At 67.6% G+C, this 24214-nt stretch carries 25 protein-coding genes and 1 tRNA gene; 10 read left to right on the top strand and 16 right to left on the bottom strand.

Annotation, left to right across the window (positions count from 1 at the left end):
- Positions 1-19: 19 nt before the first annotated feature.
- Positions 20-655: a YqaJ viral recombinase family protein gene (locus tag B7R21_RS03355; RefSeq protein ID WP_253259613.1), complete on the top strand. Its 636-nt coding sequence runs from the start codon at positions 20-22 to the stop codon at positions 653-655.
- Positions 656-664: 9 nt separating this feature from the next.
- Here B7R21_RS03355 and B7R21_RS03350 read toward each other — a convergent pair whose 3' ends face one another.
- From B7R21_RS03350 to B7R21_RS03335, 4 genes are all read right to left on the bottom strand, one after another.
- Positions 665-1708: a hypothetical protein gene (locus tag B7R21_RS03350; RefSeq protein ID WP_147305789.1), complete on the bottom strand. Its 1044-nt coding sequence runs from the start codon at positions 1706-1708 to the stop codon at positions 665-667.
- Positions 1698-4424, bottom strand: a complete 2727-nt coding sequence (locus B7R21_RS03345; protein ID WP_172592032.1) for an Ig-like domain-containing protein — start codon at positions 4422-4424, stop codon at positions 1698-1700. The genes B7R21_RS03350 and B7R21_RS03345 overlap by 11 nt, the downstream gene beginning before the upstream one ends.
- Before the next feature lie 229 nt (positions 4425-4653).
- On the bottom strand, positions 4654-5682 hold the full coding sequence (locus B7R21_RS03340) for a hypothetical protein (RefSeq protein WP_116281839.1): 1029 nt from the start codon (positions 5680-5682) through the stop codon (positions 4654-4656).
- Positions 5683-5698: 16 nt separating this feature from the next.
- On the bottom strand, positions 5699-5923 hold the full coding sequence (locus tag B7R21_RS03335) for a hypothetical protein (protein WP_116281838.1): 225 nt from the start codon (positions 5921-5923) through the stop codon (positions 5699-5701).
- Between the two features lie 226 nt (positions 5924-6149).
- Here B7R21_RS03335 and B7R21_RS03330 point away from each other — a divergent pair, with 226 nt between their 5' ends.
- Both B7R21_RS03330 and B7R21_RS03325 read left to right on the top strand, forming a co-directional pair.
- Entirely contained in the window at positions 6150-7607 is a 1458-nt protein-coding gene (locus B7R21_RS03330; protein ID WP_116281837.1) for a helix-turn-helix transcriptional regulator, read from the top strand.
- Positions 7608-7726: 119 nt separating this feature from the next.
- Positions 7727-8767 carry an NADP-dependent oxidoreductase gene (locus B7R21_RS03325; RefSeq protein ID WP_367379381.1) on the top strand — a complete coding sequence of 347 codons (1041 nt, stop codon included), beginning with the start codon at positions 7727-7729 and terminating at the stop codon, positions 8765-8767.
- Positions 8768-8780: 13 nt separating this feature from the next.
- Here the strand turns inward: B7R21_RS03325 and B7R21_RS03320 are convergent, their stop codons facing one another.
- From B7R21_RS03320 to B7R21_RS03295, 6 genes are all read right to left on the bottom strand, one after another.
- Entirely contained in the window at positions 8781-9311 is a 531-nt protein-coding gene (locus B7R21_RS03320; RefSeq protein ID WP_116281836.1) for a GNAT family N-acetyltransferase, read from the bottom strand.
- 60 nt (positions 9312-9371) lie between these two features.
- Complete coding sequence (gene rplA, locus B7R21_RS03315; RefSeq protein WP_116281835.1) at positions 9372-10064, bottom strand: 50S ribosomal protein L1; 693 nt, start codon at positions 10062-10064, stop codon at positions 9372-9374.
- Positions 10065-10074: 10 nt separating this feature from the next.
- Positions 10075-10506, bottom strand: coding sequence for a 50S ribosomal protein L11 (rplK, locus tag B7R21_RS03310; protein ID WP_116281834.1), 432 nt, complete (start codon positions 10504-10506; stop codon positions 10075-10077).
- A 92-nt stretch (positions 10507-10598) separates the two neighbouring features.
- The gene (gene nusG / locus B7R21_RS03305) at positions 10599-11690 is read right to left on the bottom strand and encodes a transcription termination/antitermination protein NusG (RefSeq protein WP_116281833.1); all 1092 of its coding nucleotides are present in this window, start codon (positions 11688-11690) and stop codon (positions 10599-10601) included.
- Positions 11691-11787: 97 nt separating this feature from the next.
- Positions 11788-12078, bottom strand: a complete 291-nt coding sequence (secE, locus tag B7R21_RS03300; RefSeq protein ID WP_116281832.1) for a preprotein translocase subunit SecE — start codon at positions 12076-12078, stop codon at positions 11788-11790.
- A 52-nt stretch (positions 12079-12130) separates the two neighbouring features.
- Positions 12131-12203: transfer RNA gene (locus tag B7R21_RS03295), tRNA-Trp, on the bottom strand.
- Positions 12204-12368: 165 nt separating this feature from the next.
- Here B7R21_RS03295 and B7R21_RS03290 point away from each other — a divergent pair.
- The 3 genes from B7R21_RS03290 to B7R21_RS03280 all read left to right on the top strand — a co-directional run bounded on the left by B7R21_RS03290 (position 12369) and on the right by B7R21_RS03280 (position 15247).
- A complete protein-coding gene (locus B7R21_RS03290; RefSeq protein ID WP_116281831.1) occupies positions 12369-13340 on the top strand; it encodes an NAD(P)H-quinone oxidoreductase in 972 nt (323 codons plus the stop codon).
- Positions 13341-13457: 117 nt separating this feature from the next.
- Complete coding sequence (locus B7R21_RS03285; RefSeq protein WP_116281898.1) at positions 13458-14015, top strand: flavin reductase family protein; 558 nt, start codon at positions 13458-13460, stop codon at positions 14013-14015.
- Positions 14016-14044: 29 nt separating this feature from the next.
- Positions 14045-15247, top strand: coding sequence for a pyridoxal phosphate-dependent aminotransferase (locus tag B7R21_RS03280; RefSeq protein WP_116281830.1), 1203 nt, complete (start codon positions 14045-14047; stop codon positions 15245-15247).
- Here the strand turns inward: B7R21_RS03280 and B7R21_RS03275 are convergent.
- A complete protein-coding gene (locus B7R21_RS03275) occupies positions 15244-16143 on the bottom strand; it encodes a Fic/DOC family protein (protein ID WP_116281829.1) in 900 nt (299 codons plus the stop codon). The two genes, B7R21_RS03280 and B7R21_RS03275, sit on opposite strands and share 4 nt — an antisense overlap.
- A 13-nt stretch (positions 16144-16156) precedes the next feature.
- Complete coding sequence (locus tag B7R21_RS03270; protein ID WP_116281828.1) at positions 16157-17077, bottom strand: Fic family protein; 921 nt, start codon at positions 17075-17077, stop codon at positions 16157-16159.
- A gap of 178 nt (positions 17078-17255) precedes the next feature.
- On the opposite strand from B7R21_RS03270, the gene B7R21_RS03265 reads away from it, so the two are divergent.
- The 4 genes from B7R21_RS03265 to B7R21_RS03250 are packed head-to-tail and all read left to right on the top strand — an operon-like array spanning position 17256 to position 20836.
- Positions 17256-18128 (top strand): ABC transporter ATP-binding protein, encoded by an 873-nt coding sequence (locus B7R21_RS03265; protein WP_116281827.1) that lies wholly within the window; start codon positions 17256-17258, stop codon positions 18126-18128.
- Positions 18125-19006 carry an ABC transporter permease gene (locus B7R21_RS03260; RefSeq protein WP_116281826.1) on the top strand — a complete coding sequence of 294 codons (882 nt, stop codon included), beginning with the start codon at positions 18125-18127 and terminating at the stop codon, positions 19004-19006. The genes B7R21_RS03265 and B7R21_RS03260 overlap by 4 nt, the downstream gene beginning before the upstream one ends.
- 1 nt (position 19007) lies before the next feature.
- Positions 19008-20201, top strand: coding sequence for a sensor histidine kinase (locus B7R21_RS03255; protein WP_116281825.1), 1194 nt, complete (start codon positions 19008-19010; stop codon positions 20199-20201).
- A complete protein-coding gene (locus tag B7R21_RS03250) occupies positions 20198-20836 on the top strand; it encodes a response regulator (protein WP_116281824.1) in 639 nt (212 codons plus the stop codon). Before B7R21_RS03255 ends, B7R21_RS03250 begins: the two co-directional genes overlap by 4 nt.
- Positions 20837-20875: 39 nt before the next feature.
- Here the strand turns inward: B7R21_RS03250 and B7R21_RS03245 are convergent, their stop codons facing one another.
- The 4 genes from B7R21_RS03245 to B7R21_RS03230 are packed head-to-tail and all read right to left on the bottom strand — an operon-like array spanning position 20876 to position 24074.
- Positions 20876-21973: a UDP-N-acetylmuramate dehydrogenase gene (locus B7R21_RS03245; RefSeq protein WP_116281823.1), complete on the bottom strand. Its 1098-nt coding sequence runs from the start codon at positions 21971-21973 to the stop codon at positions 20876-20878.
- Positions 21970-22464 carry a MaoC family dehydratase gene (locus B7R21_RS03240; protein WP_116281822.1) on the bottom strand — a complete coding sequence of 165 codons (495 nt, stop codon included), beginning with the start codon at positions 22462-22464 and terminating at the stop codon, positions 21970-21972. The genes B7R21_RS03245 and B7R21_RS03240 overlap by 4 nt, the downstream gene beginning before the upstream one ends.
- On the bottom strand, positions 22461-22907 hold the full coding sequence (locus tag B7R21_RS03235) for an FAS1-like dehydratase domain-containing protein (protein ID WP_116281821.1): 447 nt from the start codon (positions 22905-22907) through the stop codon (positions 22461-22463). The genes B7R21_RS03240 and B7R21_RS03235 overlap by 4 nt, the downstream gene beginning before the upstream one ends.
- A 30-nt stretch (positions 22908-22937) precedes the next feature.
- Positions 22938-24074 (bottom strand): hypothetical protein, encoded by a 1137-nt coding sequence (locus B7R21_RS03230; RefSeq protein WP_116281820.1) that lies wholly within the window; start codon positions 24072-24074, stop codon positions 22938-22940.
- Positions 24075-24214 lie beyond the last annotated feature (140 nt).

Below are 24214 nucleotides of genomic sequence, written 5' to 3'. Positions count from 1 at the left end.
ACGGGAGGACAATGGTTCAGTGACGACCGCCTTGACACTGACCTTCCCGTGGGAGGAAGACGAGCCGGTCGCTGCCACCCCACCCGCACATCTGTCGCGCATCGTCGCCGACTCGAACGACAGAGTGGCGTGGATCCGGGCCCGCAGCCGCGGCGTCACGGCGACGGACGCCGCGCGTCTCACGACCCGCAAGTCGGTCGAGAACACCGCCTACGACAAGATCAACGGCAACAACTTCGGCGGCAACGTCTACACCGACCACGGCCGTGTGCGTGAGCCGGTTCTCGCCGGGTGGGTGCGCCGACACTACGGAATCGAGCCGTCGACGACGCTGTTCCACGCGCACGGGCGGCCCCTGCACCTCGCCACGCCCGACGGCATCGCGGTGAACCCGTCCACGGGTGACACCGAGCTCGCCGAGATCAAGACCACCAACAAGGCGTGGCGCTCGATCCCCCGGCACTACCTCCGGCAGGTTTGGTGGCAGCAGTACGTACTCGGCGCCGAGCGCACCCTCGTGGTCTGGGAGCAGCACTCGGCGTTCGTGCCCGTCGCCCCCGACCCCGAGTGCCGCTGGGTCGACCGCGACGACAACGAGATCGAGCAACTGGTGCGGCTCGCCGACCAGCTGCTCGACCTGATGCAGCGGCGCTGACCGGGGCTGCTACCTGGGCGCGGAGGCGGCCTCGATGCCCGCCTTGGTGCAGCTGTCGACCTTGGCATGACCCTTTGGAGTGTCCTCACTGGTCATGCTCCAAGAGTTGTGCACCCATCCGTTCGTGCGGCTCGGCGACATCAGCTCGTCGTCGGTGACATCCGGGTTGTGCCGAAAACCATACGCATGGAGGAGCTCATGCACGATCACCCACTCCGACAGGTTGTCTGCTTCGGGCGTGAGTCTGATCTGGCCGGACACCAATCGTTGAAGACCGTCGCGGCCCGCATCAAGCTTCAGAGGAAAGACGTCTGCATACCTTTCGTCCGCGAACGTGACACCCTCTGGAAAGCTCTGAAAGGTGATCACGGGCGGCACGGCACTGCCCGGCTGCCATTCGACCATCTTCGGCTGCTGACTTCCGCTTCGGGCCTCGTCGAAGGTCGCGAGCCCCGCCAACACCACCGCCCGTTGCTCCGCCGAGAGGTTGTTCGCGAGGCTGTAGGTGTAGGTGCCGACCGATCCGTCAGGGGTGGGCTGTGGAGGCAACCATCCAGTATTTGCGGCGATCTCTGCATCTGAGTAGCGTTCCGGGGCGACGAGGCAGATGTCGTCATTCTTGACGTTTCCCCGTGATTCGATCGCGCGCGCCTTCGCAGACATGGCGCTCATCGCATACTGGCTCTTGGCGAGCGCCTTCTCGCGATCCGACGTGTCGGGGAAGAGCTCGTTGGCCTTGCGGAAGCTGTAGCTGTCGACCTTGAACGGGTCCAGATCGCTGAAGAACGAATAGTCGAAGTTGTCCTCCCACGGCTCCCAGATGACCTTCGTGTCATCTGTCCAGTAATAGGTCGCCTCCGTATTCCAGGTGAAGTTGCCGCCGCAGACCTGGGACACAGACTGCGACCAACCGGGCTCCCCTTCCAGGAACCGGGTCTCGCCCAGCTTGCACTCGCCGTCGGCCACGCCGGCATGGGCTACCGACTGGCCACTGAGCAGCAGCACGAGCGCCCCCGCGACCACGCCTGCGGCTCGAAGAGTTCTACTTGACATCGATGGTCACCGTTCCTGTGGTTGTGACGCCCGCATCGCGGGCCTGGGCCTGGTAGCGGAAGCTGACCTGGCCGGTGAAACCCGCTTCGGGCGTGAACCGGAACGAACCGGTGTTGTCGTCGATGACGACCGTGCCGTGGGCGGGCGGGTAGCCCTCGTTGATGTGCCAGGGCGAGGCCATCGTCGGGAAGACATCGTTGGCGAGCAGGCCGTGGGCCGCATCCACCGTCAGCACGACACCAGCTGCGGTCGCGTAGTGGTCGTCGGCGGCGACAGCCGGAGCCCCGACCGCGACAGTCACCACGGAGGGGAGGCTCGTGCGGCCGGCCGCATCGGTCGCGACCGCCCGGATGCCCGCATCACCGCGGTAGGCAGCATCCGGAGTGTAGGTCAGCACCCCCGCCGCGCTGACCGAAGCCGAGCCGTGGTCGGCCGTGACGCTGAGCGTCGAACCGGGGGCGAGGCACTGCGCATCGCGGATCGGCGTGGCGAGCCCGGCGACGACGACCTGTTTGACGGCCGAGGTACGGCAGGTCGGCGCGGCCGGACGAACGTCTGCCGAGGCGAGCGTCCGGGTGCCGTTGGCGATGACCTGCACCGAGGCCGTGGGCGCCTTGTCGGCATCGTTCTGCTTCAGGTGCAGCGAGAAGTCTGCGGCGTCCCCCGCCGAGAGGTGCGTGTTCGTGTAGGTCAGGGTGTGTGCCACGTCGTCCTTCGCGCGCTTCCACCCGGTCGGCACGCTGGCCTCGCTGACGAGGTCGAGGTGGTCGAATCCGAGAACGACGACCGCGCTGCCGGCTGACTTCGCTGTGACGCTCAGTCCGTAGACCACGCCGGAAGCCCCGCTGCCCAGAGCGGAGGGCGCCAGGAAGCTGCTGGCCGAGGTGAGCGCCGGCTGCTCGCTCAGGATCGGGAGCGCCGAGTGACGCGTCTCGTAGTCGACACGGTCGGTGGGGTGCTGGCTGAGAGCCGCGCGGGTGGCCGGCGGCACGGCGAGCCGGATGTCGAAGGCGTTCGTGTTGCTGAGGAACATGCGCACGCGCGGCTCCGAGCTTCCCGGGTAGCCTCCGTCGAGGTAGTGGGGCACCGTGAGGAGGGAGGCGTTGTGCGCCTCGGTCTCGTGGGGATCAGGCGCCTTCTGGGGCAGGAAACCCATGTCGCCAGCGATCACCCATCGCGTGGAGTCCCAACCGCGGAGGTTGTCGGCGAGCGAACCGTAGACGACGATGCGTCCGTCCGCCGTCATCGGCGTTGTGCCGTCGGCGATGGAGTCACCCTCCCCCGTGTTCGACAGCACGACGGTCTGCATGTTGCGGGCATCCGTCGTGCCGTCCTGGGTGTTTCGACGCACTGAGACCGGCTGCATGTCGTCGGGGTGGCCGTCGTCTGACAGCGACACCCGGTAGAGGTCGAGCGCGTCATTGTCGTCGACGAACTTCTGGCAGCTGTAGCACTCGCCCGAGATCCAGACGAGGGGACTGATCGAGGTGAGCAGCGCGCTGTGGCCGTCAGCCGAGACGGCGATCCCGGATGCCCCGCCGACCGCCTCGCGCCAGTACCGCGTCCGCATGGTGGAGGGCATGACGCCCGTCGAGTCCTTGTGGTCGGGTGCGGCCACGTCGTTCAGCATCAGCGACACGCGATGGGTCTGCCCTGTGGAGAAGTCGCGCACGTACGCATCCGGCAGGTGAGTGGTCTTCGGCACATCTCCGCTCGGCACCAGGTTTGTGGCGTCGGAGATGAAGCCCACGACGGTGCCGTCAGCCGAGATGGACGGGGAGTGGGAGTGGCCGTCGGTCTTCGTGAGATCGGCAACGGTGTCTGAGGCCGAGACGCTGACCAGCTTCTTCGTACCGGTGGTGCGGTCGAGCCGGTAGACGTGGTTCAGGCGCGCGCCCGGCGTCGCCGCCGGTGCGGGCGTCGTCGCCGCGACACCGAGGTTGTCGGCGTCGGAGGTGAAGACGACGAAGCGGCCATCGGCCGACAGGGCCGGCTGTCCGCTCGATCCGTGGGCCGCCACGACAGCACCGGCGTCTGTGACCCCGGATGTCACGTTGGTGACGTCTCCGGTCGCGGCATCGAAGATCTCCACGTTGCCGACCCCGGTCGTCGGTCCGCCCACGGTGTTCACCCCGGGCATGCTCGAGACGAACGCGACGTGCTGCCCGTCGGCCGAGATGACGGGGGACGAGTTTCCGGCATCCCGCACGGCGAGGGCGTCGGCAGCGGCCGTGCTGCGATGCGACGACACCCAGGTGATCTTTCCCGTGTCCATGTCCTTCAGCACGATCTGCCTCGCGCCGCCCGGGTCGGTGGGGAGCACCTTGCGATCAGTGGTGGTGAAGACGACGAAGCGGCCGTCGGCCGAGATCGAGGCCCCGAACGACGCCCCGTCGTCCCCGTCGGTGCGCGAATGCGTCGAGACCAACTGCAGCGAGCCGTCGGAGGTACTGCGGCGGTACACGTGCTTCTGGTCACCGACCGCATCGGTCGTCAGTCTGTCGACGGAGTCGAAGACCGTGTAGCGGCCATCCCCCGAGATCGACACAGACGTGCCCGCTCCGGCCAGAGTCGGCCCGGCGTACTCGAGCACATCGTGATAGGTGCGGTCCGGCGGCAGCGGCAGGGCAGCGGAGGCCTGGAACACGGCCGGTGCGGCGAGAAGCAGGGTGGCGCAGGCCGCAGTGGCGAGCCAGGGAATTCGATTACGAAGCACGAGCATCCTCATTCATGGTGGGCGACATGCCCTCGAGAAGAAGAGAGTCAGAAGCCCCGGAATCATTACGCCGGTCGGCACCCCCCAGAACGGGTGACGACCGGCACAGCCTGACCGCCCTCCGAGCGGTGAGGCTCAGTATGTCCGGAGCGCCTGCTTCAGGCACACGTCGAAGGTTTCGGCGCCAGCAGGCGTTGAGCCGCTCCCCGGACTCCCGGGCATCCGGCGACTATTGGGGTGCTGCCGCGGCATCGACGCCCACCTTCGTGCATGCGTCGGCCCCGTTGTTGACTGCTGGTGGCTGATCTCCGCTCCACCGTCCCCGGTTCAGGTCATCGGGGGTGGGACCCACCGCCGACATCACTTGGAGGTCCCGGGACGGTCCGAGATGCCCGAAACCATACACGTGGAGAATCTCATGTATCACAGTCCACGACGAGAGGGATCCTGGCTTGTCCCTGAACTCGACATTCCCGTTGACCCAGCGGGACAACCCGTCCCGGCCGTTGTCGTTCCGAACCGCCAACGCCTGGGCCACGCGATCGGGGTCATCGAACCCACCTGGGGCATTGGTGAACGTGATCACCGGCGGGTTGAGATCGCCACTCTCCCACTCGACCAGCCGGGGCTGCCTGCTCCCGTCGATCATGTTTGCGAAGTCAACCAGTCCCCTTGCGATGACAGCGCGCTGCTCAGCTGTCAGGGTCGTGGAGAGGCTGTAGGTGTACGTGCCCGTCCTGCCGTCCGGACGGGGGCTCGGAGGGAGCATGGCGTAGCTGTTCCAGTCTTTGATCTCGTTGTCTGACCACAGCATCGGGACGACCTGGCAGATGTCACCGGTCGTCACCCCCCGCCGCTGTTCGAGCGCGCGAGCCTTCGGAGTCAGGGACATCTGCGCATACTCCATCGCGACACGGGCGTGCGCGTCGTCGGAAGTGTCGGGGAACAGTTCGTTCGCTTTGCGGAAGCTGTAGCCGACGCCCGTGAAGGGGTTCAGCTGGCTGAAAGCCGAGTAGTCGAACTGCTGGGTCCTCGGCTCGAAAATGACCGTCTTCTCTTTGTCCCAGTAGTACGACGCCTCCGCCGGCCACTCCGGGTGCAGCGCACAGTCCTCCAGCGGAGCCCGCGGTGAACCCGGCGTCGTCGGCTGGACATCGAAGTCGTACCAGATGCACTTCCCCGTTGCGGTCGCAGATGCAGAAAGCGGAAGGGGGCAGAGGCCGACGACCGACGCCGCGATCAGGCCGCCCACGAGCATCCGGCGGCGGAGGGTTCTACGTGACATCGATCGTCACTGTTCCTGTCGTCGAGACGCCCACATCGTGGGACTGGCCGTCTACCCCGGAAATGGAGGAGACAACGACCACCTGCTGACCGTCGTCGGAGGTGCGATCCGTCGGCAGCGCCTGAACGAGCGACGTGGAGAAGGCGACAGGCGCGACGACGAGCAGTGTTGCGCACACGGCGGTCGCGATCAGGGGAATCCGGGAAGGGAGCAAGACGGTCCTCGTTCGTGGCGGGCACAGTATTCGTGGCGGGCACGGTGCCCTCGATGTGAAGAGAGACAGAAGGACCCGATTCATTACGCCGGTCGGCACCCCCCAGAACGGGTGCCGACTACGAGACGTGCGGAAGATTCGCTCTTCTTCTGATCAACGCAAGAAGCACCGATCTTGCGGGGATGGCGGCGCTCCGGCCATACCGCGTGCGCGACAGGATGAACGCATGCTCGATTCCCTGATCGTCGGCCGCCGCATCCGCCAGCTCCGCACCGACCGCGGACTCACCCTCGACGCGCTCGGCACGGCCATCGGCCGGGCTGCCTCGCAGGTCTCCGTCGTCGAGAACGGCAAGCGTGAACTCAAGCTCGGCGAGATGCAGCGTTTCGCCACAGCGCTCGACGTGACGGTCGACGAGCTGCTCAGCGAGGAGGCCCCGAGCCAGCGCGCCGCCCTCGAGATCGCGCTGGAGCGCATCCAGCGCGGAAAGCTCTACGCCTCCCTCGGCCTGCCCACTGTCGCCGTGCGGAAGGCGCTCAGCGACGAGGCGATCGAGACCATCCTCGGCCTGCACGGCGAACTCGAGCGTCTGCACCGCGAGCGGGCCGCCACTCCCGAGGAGGCCCGGCGGGCGAACGCCGAGCTCCGCCGGGAGATGCGGGCCCGCCACAACTACTTCAGCGGCCTCGAGGCCACAGCCCAGGGGCTCCTCGAGGCGGTGGGCCGCGAGGGCGGTCCGCTCTCCCAGCGCGTCGCGGCCGACCTCGCGTCGCACCTCGGGTTCTCCCTGCACCACGTGCCCGACCTGCCCGGATCCACCCGATCCATCACCGACCTCGAGAATGGCCGCATCTACATCCCCCGCGGCCAGAACCCCGATGCCGATCCCCGCACCGTGTTGTTGCAGGCGCTGGCCAGCCATGTGCTCGGCCACGAGGAGCCCGCGGACTACAGCGACTTCCTCCGCCAACGGGTCGAGACGAACTACCTCACGGGCGCGCTTCTCGTTCCCGAGTCGGTGGCCGTCGACTTCCTGCAGCGGGCAAAGGCCCAGCGCGAACTCTCGGTCGAGGATCTGCGCGACCAGTTCGGTGTGACCTACGAGACGGCGGCCCACCGGTTCACAAACCTGGCCACGGAGCACCTCGGCCTGCCGGTGCACTTCCTGAAGGTGCACGAGAGCGGAACCGTCGTGAAGGCGTATGCGAACGACGACGTCGTGCTGCCGACCGATGTGCTCGGAGCCGTGGAGGGCCAGACCGTCTGTCGTTTCTGGAGCGCGCGCCAGGTCTTCGACGCCGAGGACAGGTTCAGCCCGTACCACCAGTACACCGACAAGGCGACGGGTACGTTCTGGTGCACCTCGCGCATCCAGTCGACCTCCCGCGGGCACTTCTCGGTGAGCGTCGGCACCCCGTTCGCCGACGCGCGCTGGTTCCGCGGCAGAGACACGGTGAACCGCCACGCCTCCAGCTGCCCGGATCCCTCGTGCTGCCGGAGACCCCCGGCCGGCCTCACCGCGAAGTGGGCCCAGAAGTCCTGGCCGAGCGCGCGCCTGAACACCTCGTTGCTCGCCGTGATGCCGACAGGAGCGTTCCCGGGCGTCGACAGCACCGAGGTGTACGAGTTCCTCGAACGTCACGCACCCGCCGGGTTTGTTAGCACCGAGGTGACACCCTCGTAACATCTCTGTATCAATCGGACGCCACACTGGGACAGGGGCCCCGAGCTGGGGGCTGAACGGCCTTTCGATACCTCGCGATCACCAGCGAAGGTGATTCTCACCGCAAAGGAGAGCTTCCGATGACGCAGCACATGACCGGAGTGAGTGACTTGTCCAATCCGCGAGCCGACGTGCAGCTGCCCGAGAACAGACCGACGAGTATGCGCGCTGCCGTGATCGAGGAGACCGGATGCCCGGACGTGCTGCACGTCAGCGAGGTCGACCTGCCGATCCGCATCAACGCGGAGGTGCTCGTGCGGGTTGCAGGCGCGGGCGTCAATCCGCTCGACGTCAAGACGCGTGCGGGCCGGGGCGTGTCGGCAGCGATCGCCTCGTACCCGTACATCCTCGGCCAGGACTTCAGCGGAATCGTGGCCGAGTCGCCCTACGAGGGGCATCCGTTGAAGGTCGGCGACGAGGTCTACGGCATGCTGAGCGCCCCGCGCGGCCAGGGCTCCTACGCCGAGTACGCCGCCGTTCCCGCGATGCAGCTCTGCAAGAAGCCCGGCAGGCTCTCGTTGATCGAGGCCGCGGGGGTTCCTGTCGCCGCGCTGACGGCGTGGGGCATGGTCGTGGATGTCGCCAAGGCGCATCAGGGACAGCGCATCCTGATCCATGCCGGTGCCGGCGGGGTCGGCCATTTCGCGGTGCAGTTCGCGGCCTACTTCGGCGCCTCTGTGATCGCCACCTCGTCGGCCCGGAACGCCAGCTGGTTGCGCGAACTCGGCGCCGCAGAGGTCATCGACTACACGACGACCCGCTTCGAGGATGCCGTCTCCGGGGTGGATGTGGTCATCGATCTGATCGGCAACGTGCACGACGACACGGGAACCCGCTCCCTGCAGACCCTCCGCCCCGGCGGGCTGATCATCAACGCTCCCACCGGCAGCTGGCCGAGTGTGATCGAGGACGCCCATGCGCTGGGCCTTCGCGCGACGACCTACAAGGTCTCCCCCGACGCTGCCACGCTCACCATCATCACGCGCCTCATCAACTCGGGGGACGTGCACGTACACATCGACGAGGTCTTCGAGCTGTCGGATGCCGCGGAAGCACATCGCCGCCTCGAGGAGGGCCACACCCGGGGCAAGCTCGTGATCAACGTGGCCGAGCACCTGTAGCGCTCAACGGGAGTCAGAGAGTGCGCTCCCGCACGAAGTCGTCCTCCTGCTCGCCGCCCACGAAGAACGACTTCGTGCCGACGACCGCGAAGCCGCTCTTCTCGTAGAACCGGTTGGCCCGTACGTTCTCGTTGTTGACTCCGAGCCACATTCCGGATGCCCCCCGGGCCCGTGCCGCCTCGACGGAGAGTCGCATCAGTTCGGCTGCGATGCCCTGGCCGTGGTGGCCTGCCACGACGTAGCACTTGCTGAGTTCCGCGGTCGGGCTGAGCGTGAGGGCGGCCCGCACGTCGGAGTCGGTCGCCGGACCCAGAATGACCATGGTGTAGCCGACCGGGAGCCCCTCCGATTCGGCGAGGAAGAGCATCCGGCCCTCGTCTGCCAGGTGCTCGGCGAACCGTTCCTCCGTGAGGGTGGCTGCGAGGTGCTGTTGGATGCCGCCGGCTGTCGTGTGCGGCGGGCAGGCCAGAACAAAGGTGGCGGTGGCGACGAGGGAGAGGCGGGCGGCGTCTGCCGGGCCGGCCTGGCGGTAGGTGACGGGCATCCCTCCACCTTAAACGACGAAAGGGCCCGCCGAAGCGGACCCTTTCTTTTGTACTAACGGCTACGCCAGAGCGTTCACGTCGACGGGGATGCCCGGACCGAAGGTGGTCGAGACGGTGCCCTTGGTGATGTAGCGGCCCTTCGAGGAGGACGGCTTCTGGCGCACGATCTCGTCGAGCGCAGCGCCGACGTTCTCGCGCAGCTGGTCGGGCGTGAAGCTGACCTTGCCGGCGACGAAGTGCACGTTGGAGTGCTTGTCGACACGGAACTCGATCTTTCCACCCTTGATCTCGGTGACAGCCTTCGCCACGTCGGGGGTGACCGTGCCGGTCTTTGGGTTCGGCATGAGGCCACGCGGGCCGAGCACCTTTCCGAGACGGCCGACCTTGCCCATGAGCTCCGGGGTCGAGACGGCGGAGTCGAACGAGGTGTAGCCGGCGGCCACCTTCTCGATCAGCTCGTCGCCACCGACCTCGTCGGCGCCGGCAGCGATTGCTGCGTCGGCCGCGGGGCCCGTTGCGAAGACGATGACGCGGGCGGTCTTGCCCGTGCCGTGCGGCAGGATGACGGTGCCGCGCACCATCTGGTCTGCCTTGCGGGGGTCAACGCCGAGCTTGAGGGCGACCTCAACGGTGCTGTCGAACTTGGCCGAGCCGGTCTCTTTTGCAAGAACGACGGCCTCGGCGGCGGTGTAGAGCTTGCCTTCTTCGACTTTCGCGGCAGATGCGCGGTAGGCCTTTGATTTCTGTGCCATGAGAGCCCCCTTATGCCTCTACCGTGATGCCCATGGAACGGGCGGTGCCGGCGATGATCTTTGCAGCCTGGTCGATGTCGTTCGCGTTGAGGTCGACGAACTTCGCCTGGGCGATCTCGCGGACCTGCTCCTTGGTGAGCTTCGCGACCTTGACGGTGTGCGGGGTGCCGGAGCCCTTGGCCACGCCAGCGGCCTTCTTGATGAGCTCTGCTGCCGGCGGGGTCTTCAGGATGAACGTGAACGAACGGTCTTCGTACACGGTGATCTCGACCGGGATGACGTTGCCGCGCTGGTCTTCCGTCGCCGCGTTGTACGCCTTGCAGAACTCCATGATGTTCACGCCGTGCTGTCCGAGCGCCGGCCCGATGGGCGGTGCGGGGTTGGCGGCGCCGGCCTTGATCTGAAGCTTGATCAGACCTGTGACCTTCTTTTTCGGTGCCATTATCTTCTCTTCTCATTCGTGCCGCTCGGATGAACGGCGCTCCCGAAACCCGGATCTCTCCGGAATCGGTGGTTTGTGGGGGTAGGAAGAACCTACAGCTTGGTGACCTGGTCGAAGCTGAGCTCGACCGGGGTCTCACGCTCGAAGAGCGAGACGAGAACCGTGAGCTTGCCGCTCTCGGGCTTGATCTCGCTGATCGACCCGGGCAGGCCCGCGAACGAGCCCTCCTTGATCGTGATGGTCTCGCCGATCTCGAAGTCGATCTCAGCGGGGATGGAACGCGAGACGGCCTTGCCGCCCTTGGCTCCGCCGGTCTTGGCCGCGGGGGCCTCGACGATCTCGACGAGGCTCTTCAGCATGTTGAAGGCCTCCTCGAAACGGAGCGGCGTCGGGTTGTGGGAGTTGCCCACGAAGCCCGTCACACCGGGGGTGTGGCGAACGACCGACCAGCTGTCCTCGTTGAGGTCCATGCGCACCAGGACGTAGCCGGGGATGCGCACGCGGGTGACCAGCTTGCGCTGGCCGTTCTTGATCTCGACGACGTCTTCCATCGGAACCTCGACCTGGTAGACGTAGTCCTCCATGCCCATCGACGACTTGCGGCTCTCGATGTTCTGCTTGACGCGCTTCTCGAAGCCGGCATAGGAGTGGATGACGTACCACTTGCCGGGCAGGAATCGGAGTTCCGCGCGGAAGGCGTCGTAAGGGTCGACCTCTTCGGGCTCGGCTTTTTCGGCGTCGGCGTCGTCAGTCGCGTCGGCGCCGGGAGCAACCTCGGCGTCAGCATCCAACTCGGCGTCGAGCTCGCGGTCGCCCTCGCTGTCGGCAGAGACCACGGAGTCGGACACGAAGTCGTCGTCCTCGGCGTCGGTGAGGGCCCCGTCGATCTCTTCTTCGTCTTCGATGGCCTCGAGGGCCGCCTCGGTGTCGTCGGCGTCGTCGGAGGCGAGCGCCTCATTCACTTCGGCGTCTGCCTCAGCGTCATCCACGTCGACCGTCTCGCCGTCACCGTTCGTGTCGATCACGTGCTCATCTTCTGATCCACCGTCGATGGCGCGCAGCAGTGCATCGAGGTCGCTGGGCGACTCGAGCTCGATGTGGTCGCCCTCTTGAGCCTCTTCGACCTCACTCGACTGCTCTTCAGCAGCTCCGAGGTCGAGGTCGTCGCGGTGTGACTTTGGCACTGGAATACGTTCCGTTTCTTTTGCGTGATCGGTGCGAAGGGGCGAACTGCAGACCCAGGGGAACTACAGACTCAGGGGAACTACAGACTCAGGGGAACTACAGACCCAGGGGGCTGGTTCCCGCGTCGCCGAACACAAAGACAGCCGCCCAGCTGAACAGGAAGTCGAGGCCCGAGACGAGCGCCATCATGATGACGACGAAGACGAGCACGACGAGTGTGTAGCTGATCAGTTCTTTGCGGGTCGGGGTGACGACCTTCTTCAGTTCTGCAATGACCTGCCTGATGAAAAGCACGATCCGGGAGAACGGGTTGCGCTTGGCAGCCCTGTCGCTCTTGGCGCGCTCGACGACGGCCTCGCTGGGTTCGTCGACTATCTTTCGTGCCACCGTCAGTACCTTTCACAAGCGATCGGAGCAGGCAACCGCCGACTCCGATTTGCAGGGCGGACAGGACTCGAACCTGCAACCTGCGGTTTTGGAGACCGCTGCTCTACCAATTGAGCCACCACCCTATGAGCGAAATCTTCGCACTTTCTTTCCCAGCTCCGCTTCGTGGAGACAGCAAAAATGGGCATGAAAAAGTATGGCAGATTTCAACTACCTCAACCCAGTGTAGGTCAGATCCAGAAGGACCGCAAAGAGCGGTCTAGGTTGGTGAGCATGATGGGTTCGAAAGCATGAAGGCCGTGATCATCCGTGAGCCGGGAGGGGCATCCGTGCTGGAGCTCGCCGACGTCGACGAGCCTGTCGCGCAGGCCGGCGAGGTTCTGGTGGGAGTCGTGGCGGCGGGGGTGAACCGGGCAGACGTGAGCCAGCGCGAGGGCCACTACACTCCTCCCGCAGGCGCACCCGAATGGCCGGGCCTGGAAGTCTCCGGCCTCGTTCTGCAGCTCGGCGAGGGAGTGACGGGCTTCCGGGTCGGGGATCGCGTCGCCGCTCTGCTCTCCGGCGGCGGCTATGCCGAACGGGTGAGCGTGCCGGTCGGGCAGGTTCTGGCCCTGCCTCCGAACATCGACCTGGTCGACGGTGCGGCGCTCGTCGAAGTCGCCGCGACGGTCTGGTCGAACGTCTTCCTCCTCGGCGACCTCCGGGCGGGCGAGACCCTCCTCGTGCACGGCGGTTCCAGCGGAATCGGCACGATGGCCATCCAACTCGCGAAGGCGCGAGGCGCCCGCGTCGTGGTGACGGCAGGGTCGGCAGACAAACTCGCCGCCTGCGAGGCGCTCGGCGCAGACATCCTCATCAACTACCGGGAGGAGGACTTCGCCGAGCGGATGAAGGCGGAGGGCATCACCGCGCACGTGATCCTCGACTCGATCGGCGGTTCCTACCTCGGGAAGAACATCAGCGTGCTGGCGATGGACGGCCACATCGTGAACATCGGAAACCTCAGCCAGGAGACCGGATCGCTCGACTTCGGCCGGCTGATGATGAAGCGCGGCGCCATCCATGCCACCAGCCTCCGTGGTCGATCGGCCGCCGGAAAGGCAGCCATCGTCGACAGCGTGCGGGAGAACGTCTGGCCCCTGGTCGCCGACGGCCGGGTGAAGCCCGTGGTGGCCGAGCGGTTCCCGCTCTCCGAAGCCGGAGCGGCGCATCGACTGATGGAGGGCTCCACCCACATCGGCAAGATCCTGCTCGTCGTCTGACGGGGATGACCTTCTGTGACGCCCGGGGCGTTCGTGCCTCAGGGGCGGACGTAGGCTTTCTCTGTGACCGATCCGCAAGAACCGACTGACTCGCAGGAAACCTCCGAACACGCGGTACTGCACGAGAACAACATCGTGGCGCACCCGAGCTCGGGCACGGTCACGCCCGACCAGTTCAAGGCCGCTTTCCGCAACCACCCGGCCGGCGTCGCAGTGATCACCGCCGATGCAGGCGACGGCCCGGTCGCCCTGACCGCGACCTCGGTGTTCTCGGTGAGCGTCGCGCCTCCCCTGCTGGTGTTCTCGATCTCCGAGCTCTCATCGAGCACCCCGACCATCCGCCGTGCCGACACCGTCGTGGTGCACCTCCTCGGAGCCGACCAGCTCGACATCGCCAAGCTCGGCGCCACCAGCGGCATCGACCGGTTCGCCGACACCAGCATCTGGAAACGGCTGCCGACCGGCGAGCCGTATTTTCCGGCGGCGCACGCCTGGATCCGCGGGCGGATCGTCAACAGGATGGAGGCCGGTGGTTCGACCGTCGTCGCCGTGCAGGCTCTCGAGACGTTCGCACCCGATCCCGGCGCCGCCGAAGCCGATGCCGCCCAGGCGCATCCGCTGGTGTACCACAACCGCACGTGGCACCGGCTGGACGAAGGCTCCAAGATCCAGTGACGCGAGGCTCAGATCGGTAGGCTTGTCGGGTGACCGAACGTACCCGCATCTCGCACCGCATCTCGTCCATCGCCGAATCTGCGACCCTCAAGGTCGACGCCAAGGCCAAGGCCCTGCAGGCAGCGGGCCGGCCGGTCATCAGCTTCGCGGCTGGCGAGCCCGACTTCGCGACGCCGGACTTCATTGTGGAAGCGGCGGTCGCCGCCGCCCGCGACCCGAAGAACCACCGCTACACGCCCGCGGTCGGCCTGCCGGAACTCCGTGAGGCCATCGCCGCCAAGACGCTCCGCGACAGCGGTCTCGAGGTCTCGCCGTCGCAGATCATCGTGACCAACGGCGGCAAGCAGGCGGTCTACCAGTCGTTCGCCACCCTGCTCGACCCGGGCGACGAGGTACTGGTGCCGACCCCCTACTGGACCACGTACCCCGAGGCCATCGCGCTCGCCGGCGGCGTGACCGTCGAGGTCTTCGCGGGCAGCGACCAGGGCTACCTCGTCACCGTCGACCAGCTCGAAGCCGCCCGCACCGAGCGCACGAAGGTGCTGCTCTTCGTCTCGCCGTCGAACCCGACCGGAGCGGTGTACTCCCCCGCCCAGACCCGCGAGATCGGCGAATGGGCCGAGGCGAACGGCCTCTGGGTGATCTCCGACGAGATCTACCAGAACCTCACCTACGACGGCGTCGTCGCCCAGTCGATCGTCGAAGCGGTTCCCGCTCTCGCAGACCGCACCATCCTGGTGAACGGTGTGGCAAAGACATACGCGATGACCGGATGGCGGGTCGGCTGGATGGTCGGGCCGGCCGATGCCATCAAGGCCGCCGCGAACCTGCAGTCGCACCTCTCGTCGAACGTGTCGAACATCTCGCAGCGGGCGGCGATCGCGGCCCTCACCGGCCCGCAGGACGCGGTTGCCGCGATGCGCGAGGCCTTCGACCGCCGACGGAAGGCCATCGTCAGCGGGCTGAACCAGATCCCGGGCCTCCACGCACCCACACCCGAGGGCGCCTTCTACGTCTATCCCGATGTGAGCGGGCTGCTGAACCGCACGTGGGGCGGCGTCACGCCGACGACCTCGCTCGAGCTGGCCGACCTCATCCTCGAGCAGGCCGAAGTGGCCGTCATCCCGGGCGAGGCCTTCGGTCCGAGTGGCTACATCCGCATGTCGTACGCGCTCGGCGACGACGCACTGGCGGAGGGCGTGGCGCGCATGCAGCGCCTCTTCTCGGCCTAGCCGGGCGGCAGGGTCCGCGCCGTCTGGGCCTGCGGGAGCCCCCCGTCCATCAGGTGGAACATCACGTCGTTGTCATTCGTGGCCTGGAAGTGGAACGCCGCGTGCATGGCGACGGAGTGAGCTCGGGTCTCCTTCAGGAAACCTGCCGTGTCGATCGGATACCCGGCCTGCTCCTCCAACTGTGCGGCGTACTGCCAGAGGGCCCTCAGGTTGCCGTCCCGAAAGGGGTGGACGACGTTGAGTTCGCCCCCGTGCTCGGCGACGAGGTCGAAGAACCGATTGCGCCCGAGGTCTGAGCGGGACGCGAGATGGCTGAGCTGAGCGCACTGAACCGACGCGGCCTCGGCGATCTCGGGGCCACTGAAGTAGCTGTACTTCGTCATCGGCGCGGCAGGATCGCCCGGCGCGTGGTTGGCGGCATCGGGCGCGAACCTGATCATCGCAGTCTCCGGGCCGACACGCTCCTCACCGGCCCAGAAGAAGATGTCGCCGAACATACGGCGGTGCACCTGCTTGAGATGCTCGTAGTCGAAGTGCCCGCGCACCGGCCGGATCTCGAGCTCGACGATACGCAACCGGGAGATCTGCCGTTCGAGCAGGGACAGCAGCTCCGCATCGTCGATTCCGTCGGGGTGAAGCTCATCGACCAATCGATTGCGAAGAACGAACGTGCCGGGGATCAGGTAGTCATCGAAGGAGCGGACGGCGGGAGCCCGGCGGGAGTCGATGCGCAGACCGTGCTGGTCGACCGTGTACAGCACGGCCTGCTCCGTCGACAGTCTCTCGGCGGCGACGCCTTCGACAAGGGATCGATGTCGCGCGTCGCCCGGGCCGACGTTGACGAACGCCAGCGCGGCATCGGCCGCATCCAGCCGGCGCTTCAGTTCTGATCGCATCGGATCCCTTCGCTCAGCGGGTCGTGACGCGGGCCGGCTGGTGGCCGTCACCCTGGCTCAGCGCGTCGTCGAGGGTGCCCTCGTAGCCGTCGAGCAGCGTCGTGGCCTGGTTCTGGTAGCGAGCGTGCACGATGCGGTCGCGAAGCGGGTTGCCGACGAGGAAGTTGGCGGGATCGGTCGGGTAGCCGACGGTGTCGAAGAATCTCATCGCGTAGACCCACAGCGTGCGGCTGTGGCCGTCGCGGAACGCGTGGATCGTGTTCATCTCACCGCCGTGCTCGCCCATGCGACTGATCATCTCCTCGCGGGGCATGTCACGGCGTTCGGCGAGGTCGACCAGCAGTGTGAACTGCATCTCGATCGCCTCGGCGATGTCGGGGCCGGCGAAGTACTGGTACTTCACAGCAGGAGCGGCAGGATCGCCCGGAGCGAAGTTCACGGCATCCGGAGCGAAGCGAACCATCGCCGTCTCGGGGCCGACGCGCTGCTCGCCCGCCCAGGTGTAGACGTCCTGGAACAGCCGGCGGTGCACCGCCTTGAAGAACGTGTAGTCGAGCGGACCCGGCACGGGGTCGATGGTCGTCGCGACGAGCCGGAACCGCGAGATCTGCTGCTCGACGGTGCGGAAGAGTTCGGGATCCTCGATGCCGAGCGGGTGATCGTCGTCGACGATGCGACTGCGGAGCGCTGTCGAACCGGGGATGAGGTAGTCCTCCCACTTCTGGATCACGGGCCCGGCATCGTCGCTGAGCCCCACCCCGTGGCGCTCGCAGGTCAGCGCCACCGCCTCGGCCGGTGACAGGTGCTCGGACGCGACGGCCTGCACCAGGTCCTGGTGTTCGTCGTCGCCCGGATCGCCGTGGGCGAGCGCCAGGCCGGCATTCGCGAAATTCATGCGGTAGCGGACAATTTCCTCAGGGACTGGCAGCAGCATCTCTCCACCTCAGTTCGTTCGTCATCCGATTACTGACAAATTCTTACAGAATGAAGTCAGTGTAGGCCAGAGACACAAAGAGCTCCCGCTTTCGTGCCCGGCATCCTCCATTTGGGGGATACCCGGGTCGGCAGGGTGGAGACTGTCGCTCGGCGTGCGGGCACGCCACGATGGGTACATGACTTCAGCAGACACCGCCGTGAGCGTCGAAGGGCTCACGAAGAGCTACGGCGCCTTTCGAGCCCTCAAAGGCGTCACCTTCGACATCGCGCGCGGCGAGACGTTCGCCCTGCTCGGCCCGAACGGCGCCGGCAAGAGCACCACGATCGAGATCCTCGAGGGCTACCGCGACCGCACAGGCGGCGAGGCGAGGGTGCTCGGCGTCGATCCGCAGCACGGCGGGCTGGAGTGGAAGGCGAAGCTCGGGATCGTGCTGCAGTCCTCCGGCGAGAGCGGAAACGTCACCGTGCGGGAGCAGCTCACCCAGTTCGCGAACCTCTACCCCGACCCGCGGAGTGTCGACGAGGTGATCGCCGCCGTCGGCCTCGAGCAGAAGGCCGGCACCCGCATCAAGAACCTCTCCGGCGGGCAACGGAGGCGGGTGGATGTCGCGCTCGGGGTCGTGGGCCGGCCCGAGTTGCTCTTCCTGGACGAACCGACCACCGGCTTCGACCCGGAGGCCCGCCGGGCGTTCTGGGAGCTCATCCGCGGCCTGAAGCGCGACGGAACGACCATCCTGCTCACCACCCACTACCTCGATGAGGCAGCCCAGCTCAGCGACAGGGCTGCGGTGGTGGCCGGCGGTGAGCTCGTGGACATCGGCCCGGTGCACACCCTGGGGCCGGATGAAGCGCGGGTACCCATCGTGCGCTGGAGTGAGAACGGCGTGGTGCGGGAGCACCGCACACCTGACCCCGGACGCGTCGTCGCCGACCTGTTCGCCCGCCTCGGCGAACCCCGAGCGCTCGAAATCGTGAGGCCGAGCCTCGAGGACATCTACCTCGAACTCGTCAGCAGCTATGAGTCAGAACAGGAACAGGTGCCCGCATGACCGCCCTCAACCGCACAAGCCCCGGCCCCGGCAACCCCGGCAGCCCCTCCGCCGGATTCGGCGTCGGTCGCACCCTCCGGCTCGGCGCCAGCCGCATCGCCTACGAGACGCGCGTCTACTTCCGCCAGACCGACACGCTCTTCTTCACCTTCCTCTTTCCCGTCATCATGCTCACGATCTTCTCCGTCGCCTTCCAGGGCATGGGGAACGTCGGCGCCAATCCCGACGGCACCGGGGGCATCAGCCAGGCTGCGGCGTACCTGCCGGGGATGATCGCCGCGGGCATCCTGCTCTCCGGCGTGCAGAACCTCGGCGTGGACATCGCGAACGAACGCAGCGACGGCACCCTCAAACGCCTCGGCGGCACCCCCCTGCCCGTGCTCTCCTACTTCTTCGGCAAGATGGGGCAGGTCTTCGTGACCAGCGTGCTGCAGATCGGTCTGCTGCTTCTGGTGGCGAGTGTGGTCTTCGGCGTGGCCCTGCCCACCGACGGCGGAAGCTGGATGACGTTCGCCTGGGTCTACGTTCTCGGCATCGCCACCTCGGCAGTGCTCGGCATCGCGATCTCACGCCTGCCCCGCAGCGGCAAGAGCGCCACCGCGGTGATCATTCCGCCGATCCTGATCCTGCAGTTCATCTCCGGGGTGTACCTGCAGTTCTCGCTGCTGCCCGACTGGCTGCAGAACGTGGCCGGTATCTTCCCGCTGAAGTGGATGGGCCAGGGGATGCGGGCGGTGTTCCTGCCCGAGTCGTTCGCCGCGGTCGAACCCGGCGGCGTCTGGGATCTGGGTTCGGTCGCGATCGCCCTTCTCGTGTGGCTGGTGGCCGGCCTGGTGGTGTGCCGGCTGACGTTCCGCTGGATCCGAAAGGACAGCTGACGTGACGCGGTTCAGCTGGTGGCACCTCGCGGTGGGGGTGACGGTGCTCATGCTGGCCCTGATCGTGCTCGCGGACGCCGCGGAGTCACCGGGGGGCGCGGTCGGGGCCTGGATCTGTCTCGCGGTGCTGGCCATCGGCTACGCCGCGTTCGGGTGGCGGAGCCTCGACGTGCGCACCGACCGGGCGAGCTCGACCTCGCGCGCGGCACTGGTCTTCCCACTGCTCGCCATCGCCTACACCGCCGTCGGCACGGCTTTCGACCCGTCGATGGCCACCCTCCAGGCCATCACCTTTCCCGTCATCTGGTTCTCGATCGACCCGACGCGGCGGGCGATCCTGCTCAACATCGTGCTCGCTGTCGGGGTGACACTCGGCTTCCTGGTCTCCACCGGTACCTCCGCGCCGGCCGTCGGCCAAGCTGTGGCCGTCGAGGCCATCTCGCTGGTCTTCAGCCTCGCCCTCGGCATCTGGTTCACCTTCGCGCTCCACCAGGGGCAGGAGAACACCCGCCTGCTCGACGAGCTTCGGGCGACCCAGGCGGAGCTTGCCATCCTGAACCGAGACAGCGGAATCGTCAGCGAGCGGGAACGACTGGCCGGCGAGATCCACGACACCATCGCGCAGAGCCTGACCGGCCTGGTGATGGTCGCCGAGCGCACCCGCCGGTCGCTTCCGGATGATCTGCCGGTCATCAGCGATGATCTCCAGCTGATCGAGGACATCGCCCGCGAAGCTCTCGTCGAGACGCGGGCACTGGTGGCCGCGAGTGCACCCGTCGACGTGAACGGAGGCCTCCTTCCCGCACTCGACAGGGTCATCGCCCGGTTCAGCCGGGAGACCGGCGTGAGCATCACGCTCGACACGTCGGGATACGTACCCGAGCCGAACGAGGTCGAGGTGGTGCTGCTCCGCTCGGCGCAGGAAGCGCTGGCGAACGTGCGGAAGCACTCGGGAGCCTCGGAGGTGACGGTGCGGCTGACGTCGGGCGCATCCGGCGTCGTCTGCCTGACGATCGGCGACAACGGCACCGGCATCGCACCGGACCGGTCCCCGGGCGAGGGATTCGGCCTGGCCGGCATGCAACAGCGCCTGTCGCTCGTCGGCGGCACCCTCGCACTCGGAACGGCTCCCTCTGGCGGCGTGCACCTGCAGGTGACGCTGCCGTCGAGGCTGAGCGCGGAGGTACAGCGGTGATCCGCGTTGTGGTGGCCGACGATCATCCGATCGTGCGCGCCGGAATCGCCCAACTGCTCGACTCGGCCGATGACATTGCTGTGGTCGGGCAGGCTGTCGACGGGCTCGAAGCGGTGCGGCTGGCTCGGGAGCTCATCCCCGACCTGGTGCTCATGGACCTGCGGATGCCCGGGATCGGCGGTGCCGAGGCGACGGCCGAGATCGTGGCGGAGGGAACGGGCATCCGCGTGCTCGTTCTGACGACGTACGACACCGACGACGACATCCTCGCGGCCGTCGAGGCCGGGGCGAGCGGCTACCTCGTGAAGGCCGCGCCTCAGGACGAGATCCTGGCCGGAGTGCGTTCGGTCGCAGGGGGCCAGACCGTGCTCGCCCCGAGCATCGCGTCGATGCTCGTCGAGCGTGTGCGGGGTGAGCGGCTCCGCGACGTCGCCCCGCCACCGCCGCGGCTCAGCGCGCGCGAATCCGAGGTGCTGCGGCTCGTCGCGCTGGGGCAGAGCAATCCGCAGATCGCGAAGGAGCTGTTCATCGGCGACGCCACGGTGAAGACGCACCTCGGTCACGTGTTCGAGAAGCTCGGCGTGACCGATCGCACCCGGGCCGTGACGCGGGCGATGGAGCTCGGGCTGCTCTGACCCGGTCCGGGCCGCGCGGGGCGGGCGCGCCGGGCCTGGCTAGTCGAACGACCCGATGAACACCGGTTCGGGTGCGAGGTTCACACCGAACTCGGACTGCACCCGCCACTGCACGAAACGCGCCAGCTCGGCGATCTCGGCGGCCGTCGCTCCCCCGCGGTTCACGAGCGCGAGCGTGTGCTTGCCCGAGATGGCGGCATCGGAGCCGGGCAGCGAATAGCCCCGGCCGAGCCCGGCGTGTTCGATCAGCCACGCCGCACTGAGCTTCACCTCGTAGACCTCGGGCGAGTCATCCGTGGCCTGCCTCTCGGTGATCCAGCGGGGTGCCTCCGGCGGGATCGTCCGCGCGAACTGCTCGGTCACGATCGGGTTGGTGAAGAACGAGCCTGCGCTCACCGAATCGGGATCGGCGGGGTCGAGCACCATCCCCTTCGAGGCGCGGAGCCGCAGCACCGCCTCGCGAACCGCCCCGAGGGCCACCCGATCACCGAGCTTCACGCCGAGGGCGTTCGCGAGCTGGTCGTACTCGATCGGGGCGCCGAGGGCCAGGGCGTCTGATCCGGCCCGGCTGAGACGCAGCTCGAGCGACACCACCACGCCCGGCCGCGCGCGCTTCAGAACCGAGGTGCGGTACCCGAATCCCAGCTGCTCCGTTGTGAGCCACAGCAGCTCGCCGGTCTCGCCATCGAGGAACTCCACACCGACCAGCACCGACGAGACCTCCTGGCCGTATGCACCGATGTTCTGCACCGGCGAGGCGCCCGTCGACCCGGGGATGCCCGACAGTGCCTCGATACCCCTCAACCCGTTCGCCACGGTGTAGGCCACGAGGTCGTCCCAGGGTTCGCCCGCCTGCACGCGCACCCGCACGGTGCCGGGCGCATCGTGCGGGCCGGAGTCGACCTGCTCCACGCCTCGCGACGCGATGTGGATGACCGTGCCCTCGAACCCGTCATCGGAGACCACCACGTTCGAGCCTCCGCCGAGCACCATCCACGGCTCCTCGTCGGCCCAGACCGACAGGCACACCTCGATGAGCTCGCGCGCGTCGACGACGGTCACGAGGCGGGAGGCGGGCCCGCCGACGCGGAGGGTCGTGAGCGGGGCGAGCAGGGCGGGGCCCGGCCGTTCGATCATGCGGAGGCGCTCGGGGTGGCCGCGGCGGGGCTGTGCACGCGCACCTGCGCCTTGCCGAGCACCGTCTGAGCGTTGCCGGTCGCGGTGAGGTCGATCCGCGCTGTTCCGGCGGCAGCGTCGAGCTGGCCGACCCTGGCGGTCACCTCCACGAGCGCCCCGGTTTCGGCGTCGACGAACACCGGGCGGGTGAACCGCACCTGGTAGTCGTCGACGAGGGAGGGGTCGCCGAGCCAGTCGAGCACCGGCTGCACGGCGAGTCCCATGGTGAGCATCCCGTGCGCGAGCACTCCGTCGAGCCCGACGGAGAGCGCGACGTCATCCCGGTAGTGGATCGGATTGAAGTCGCCGGAAGCACCCGCGTAGCGCACGAGCGAGTCGCGGGTGAGGGTGAAGGAGCGTTCGGCGACGACATCGCCGACGGCCAGCCCGGCGAAGTCGGGGACGCTGGCGGCAGCGGTGCCGTGCGCGGGCGTGCTGCTGTCGGCGCTCATTCGTCGCCCCGCACCACGAGGGTCGAGATGGCGGTGACCACGTGGGCCCCTGTCGCATCCACGATCGACGACTCGCTCGTCACCATCGAGTGTCCGCCCAGCTGCTTGACGCTCGCCACGGTGAGAGTGGCGGTGAGCTCGTCGCCCGCGACGATCGGCCGCGTGGAGGTGAAGCGCTGGTCACCGTGCACGACACGCGAGAAGTCGATGCCGGCGGCGGGGTCCGCCAGCAGCTGCGCGAGGGTGCGCTCCTGGATGACCACGCCGAAGGTCGGCGGGGCGACGAGGTCGGGATAGCCGGCGGCGACGGCTGCCTCCACATCGAAGTTGAGCGGGCTCTGGGAGAAGACGGCCGCCGAGAACTCGCGGATCTTCTCCCGCCCGACGAGGTAGGGGGCGGTCTTCTCGAAGACGCGCCCCTGAAGGTCTGGGTTCACTGGCACAGCCCAAGTCTACGGATGCTGGCCGACAGCCTAGGGAGCAGTGGGCGACGGCGTGGGGGTCTGGGCGTTCGTGGCCGGCCGGAGCGAGGGCGTCGACGTCACCCCGAACGAGCCGTCGGCGTTCCAGAACACCACATCCGCGGCCGGGGCCGACGTCGACGCCGTCGCACCCGCCGGGGGGATGTGCAGGCTGGTGATGCGTAGTTCGATGCCCATCGCGGCGAACTCCTGCTTCGTGACGCAGGTGGCGCTCTGCGTGCCGTCGACGTACACCGCGAGAAGACACGGCTGGTCGGTGCGGTTCTCGACGGCATAGACCGTCAGCTCGGAGTCGGCCACGCCGAGCAGTCGCAACGACTCCGGCTTGTAGTAGGGGTCGATGTTCTGCGGCAGGATGCTCGGGGCGAGTGTCGGATCCTCGAAGATGGTCAGGCCCTCCGGAAGCGACCCTGCCACCCCGGGGGGTGCGGAGGCCTGCCCGGTGCCTGCCGATCCCGGCCCGACGCCTGCCGCCGTCTGCAGGAACGGCCCCGACCCGAGCTGTGCCGCCACGACCAGGCCGACGGCCACGAGCAGCAGGAGCCCGGCGGCGAGGGAGGTGATCATCCAACCGAGCGACCGGCGGCGCCAGGTCTCAGCGGAGACGGGGGATTGGGCGGGGGCAGCGGGCGCGGCTTCGTCCGCAGGGCGTTCGGAGGAGACGCGCGCGCCGTCTCCAGCAGACAGGCCACCGGGGCTGCCCGTTCTGCTGGCACCGTCGTCCGAGCCGCTCCCGGTTTCGTCGCACAGCTGCCTGAGCGCCGAGGCGCGACGCTCCCGGGCCGCCTCGAGGGCGGGGCGGGCATCCAGGATCGCCTGCGCGAGCCTCTCCGCCTCGACCCGGAGGCCCGACTCGAATGCCTCGAGCTCGTCCAGGGCACTCTCGTCGGCCGTGCGCGAGTAGGCGCGCGCCTTCAACCGCGTCAGGCCGGCGGCCGGATCGGGTCGCCCGCCGGGTGTCGGCAGCAGCGGATGCTCACTCCACCACACGGCGTCGAGAACCTCGTGCACACCGTCATAGGCCGCGGCGAGCGCCGCCGCCGCCACGGGATCACCGAGGAGAAGCGCGTACAGGCCGGGCGGGTCCTCCGCGTCCGGGTGCGCATCGTGCGTCCGCGTCGACGTCATGCTGCTCCTTCGCTCTCCACCGCCATTCTGCTCCCCGGCAGGCCGAGCGCCGAGGGGCTTGCACGGGCATCCGCTATTCGTCACCGACGGTGGTAAAGGTGGGTGGGCTGCCTCCCCGATGGGCCCGCATCGCCGGAAAA

Source organism: Subtercola boreus (assembly GCF_003399625.1).
Classification (GTDB): domain Bacteria; phylum Actinomycetota; class Actinomycetes; order Actinomycetales; family Microbacteriaceae; genus Subtercola; species Subtercola boreus_C.
The sequence above is the reverse complement of the archived record's forward strand: the minus strand, read 5'-3'. Positions and strand labels throughout refer to the sequence as shown.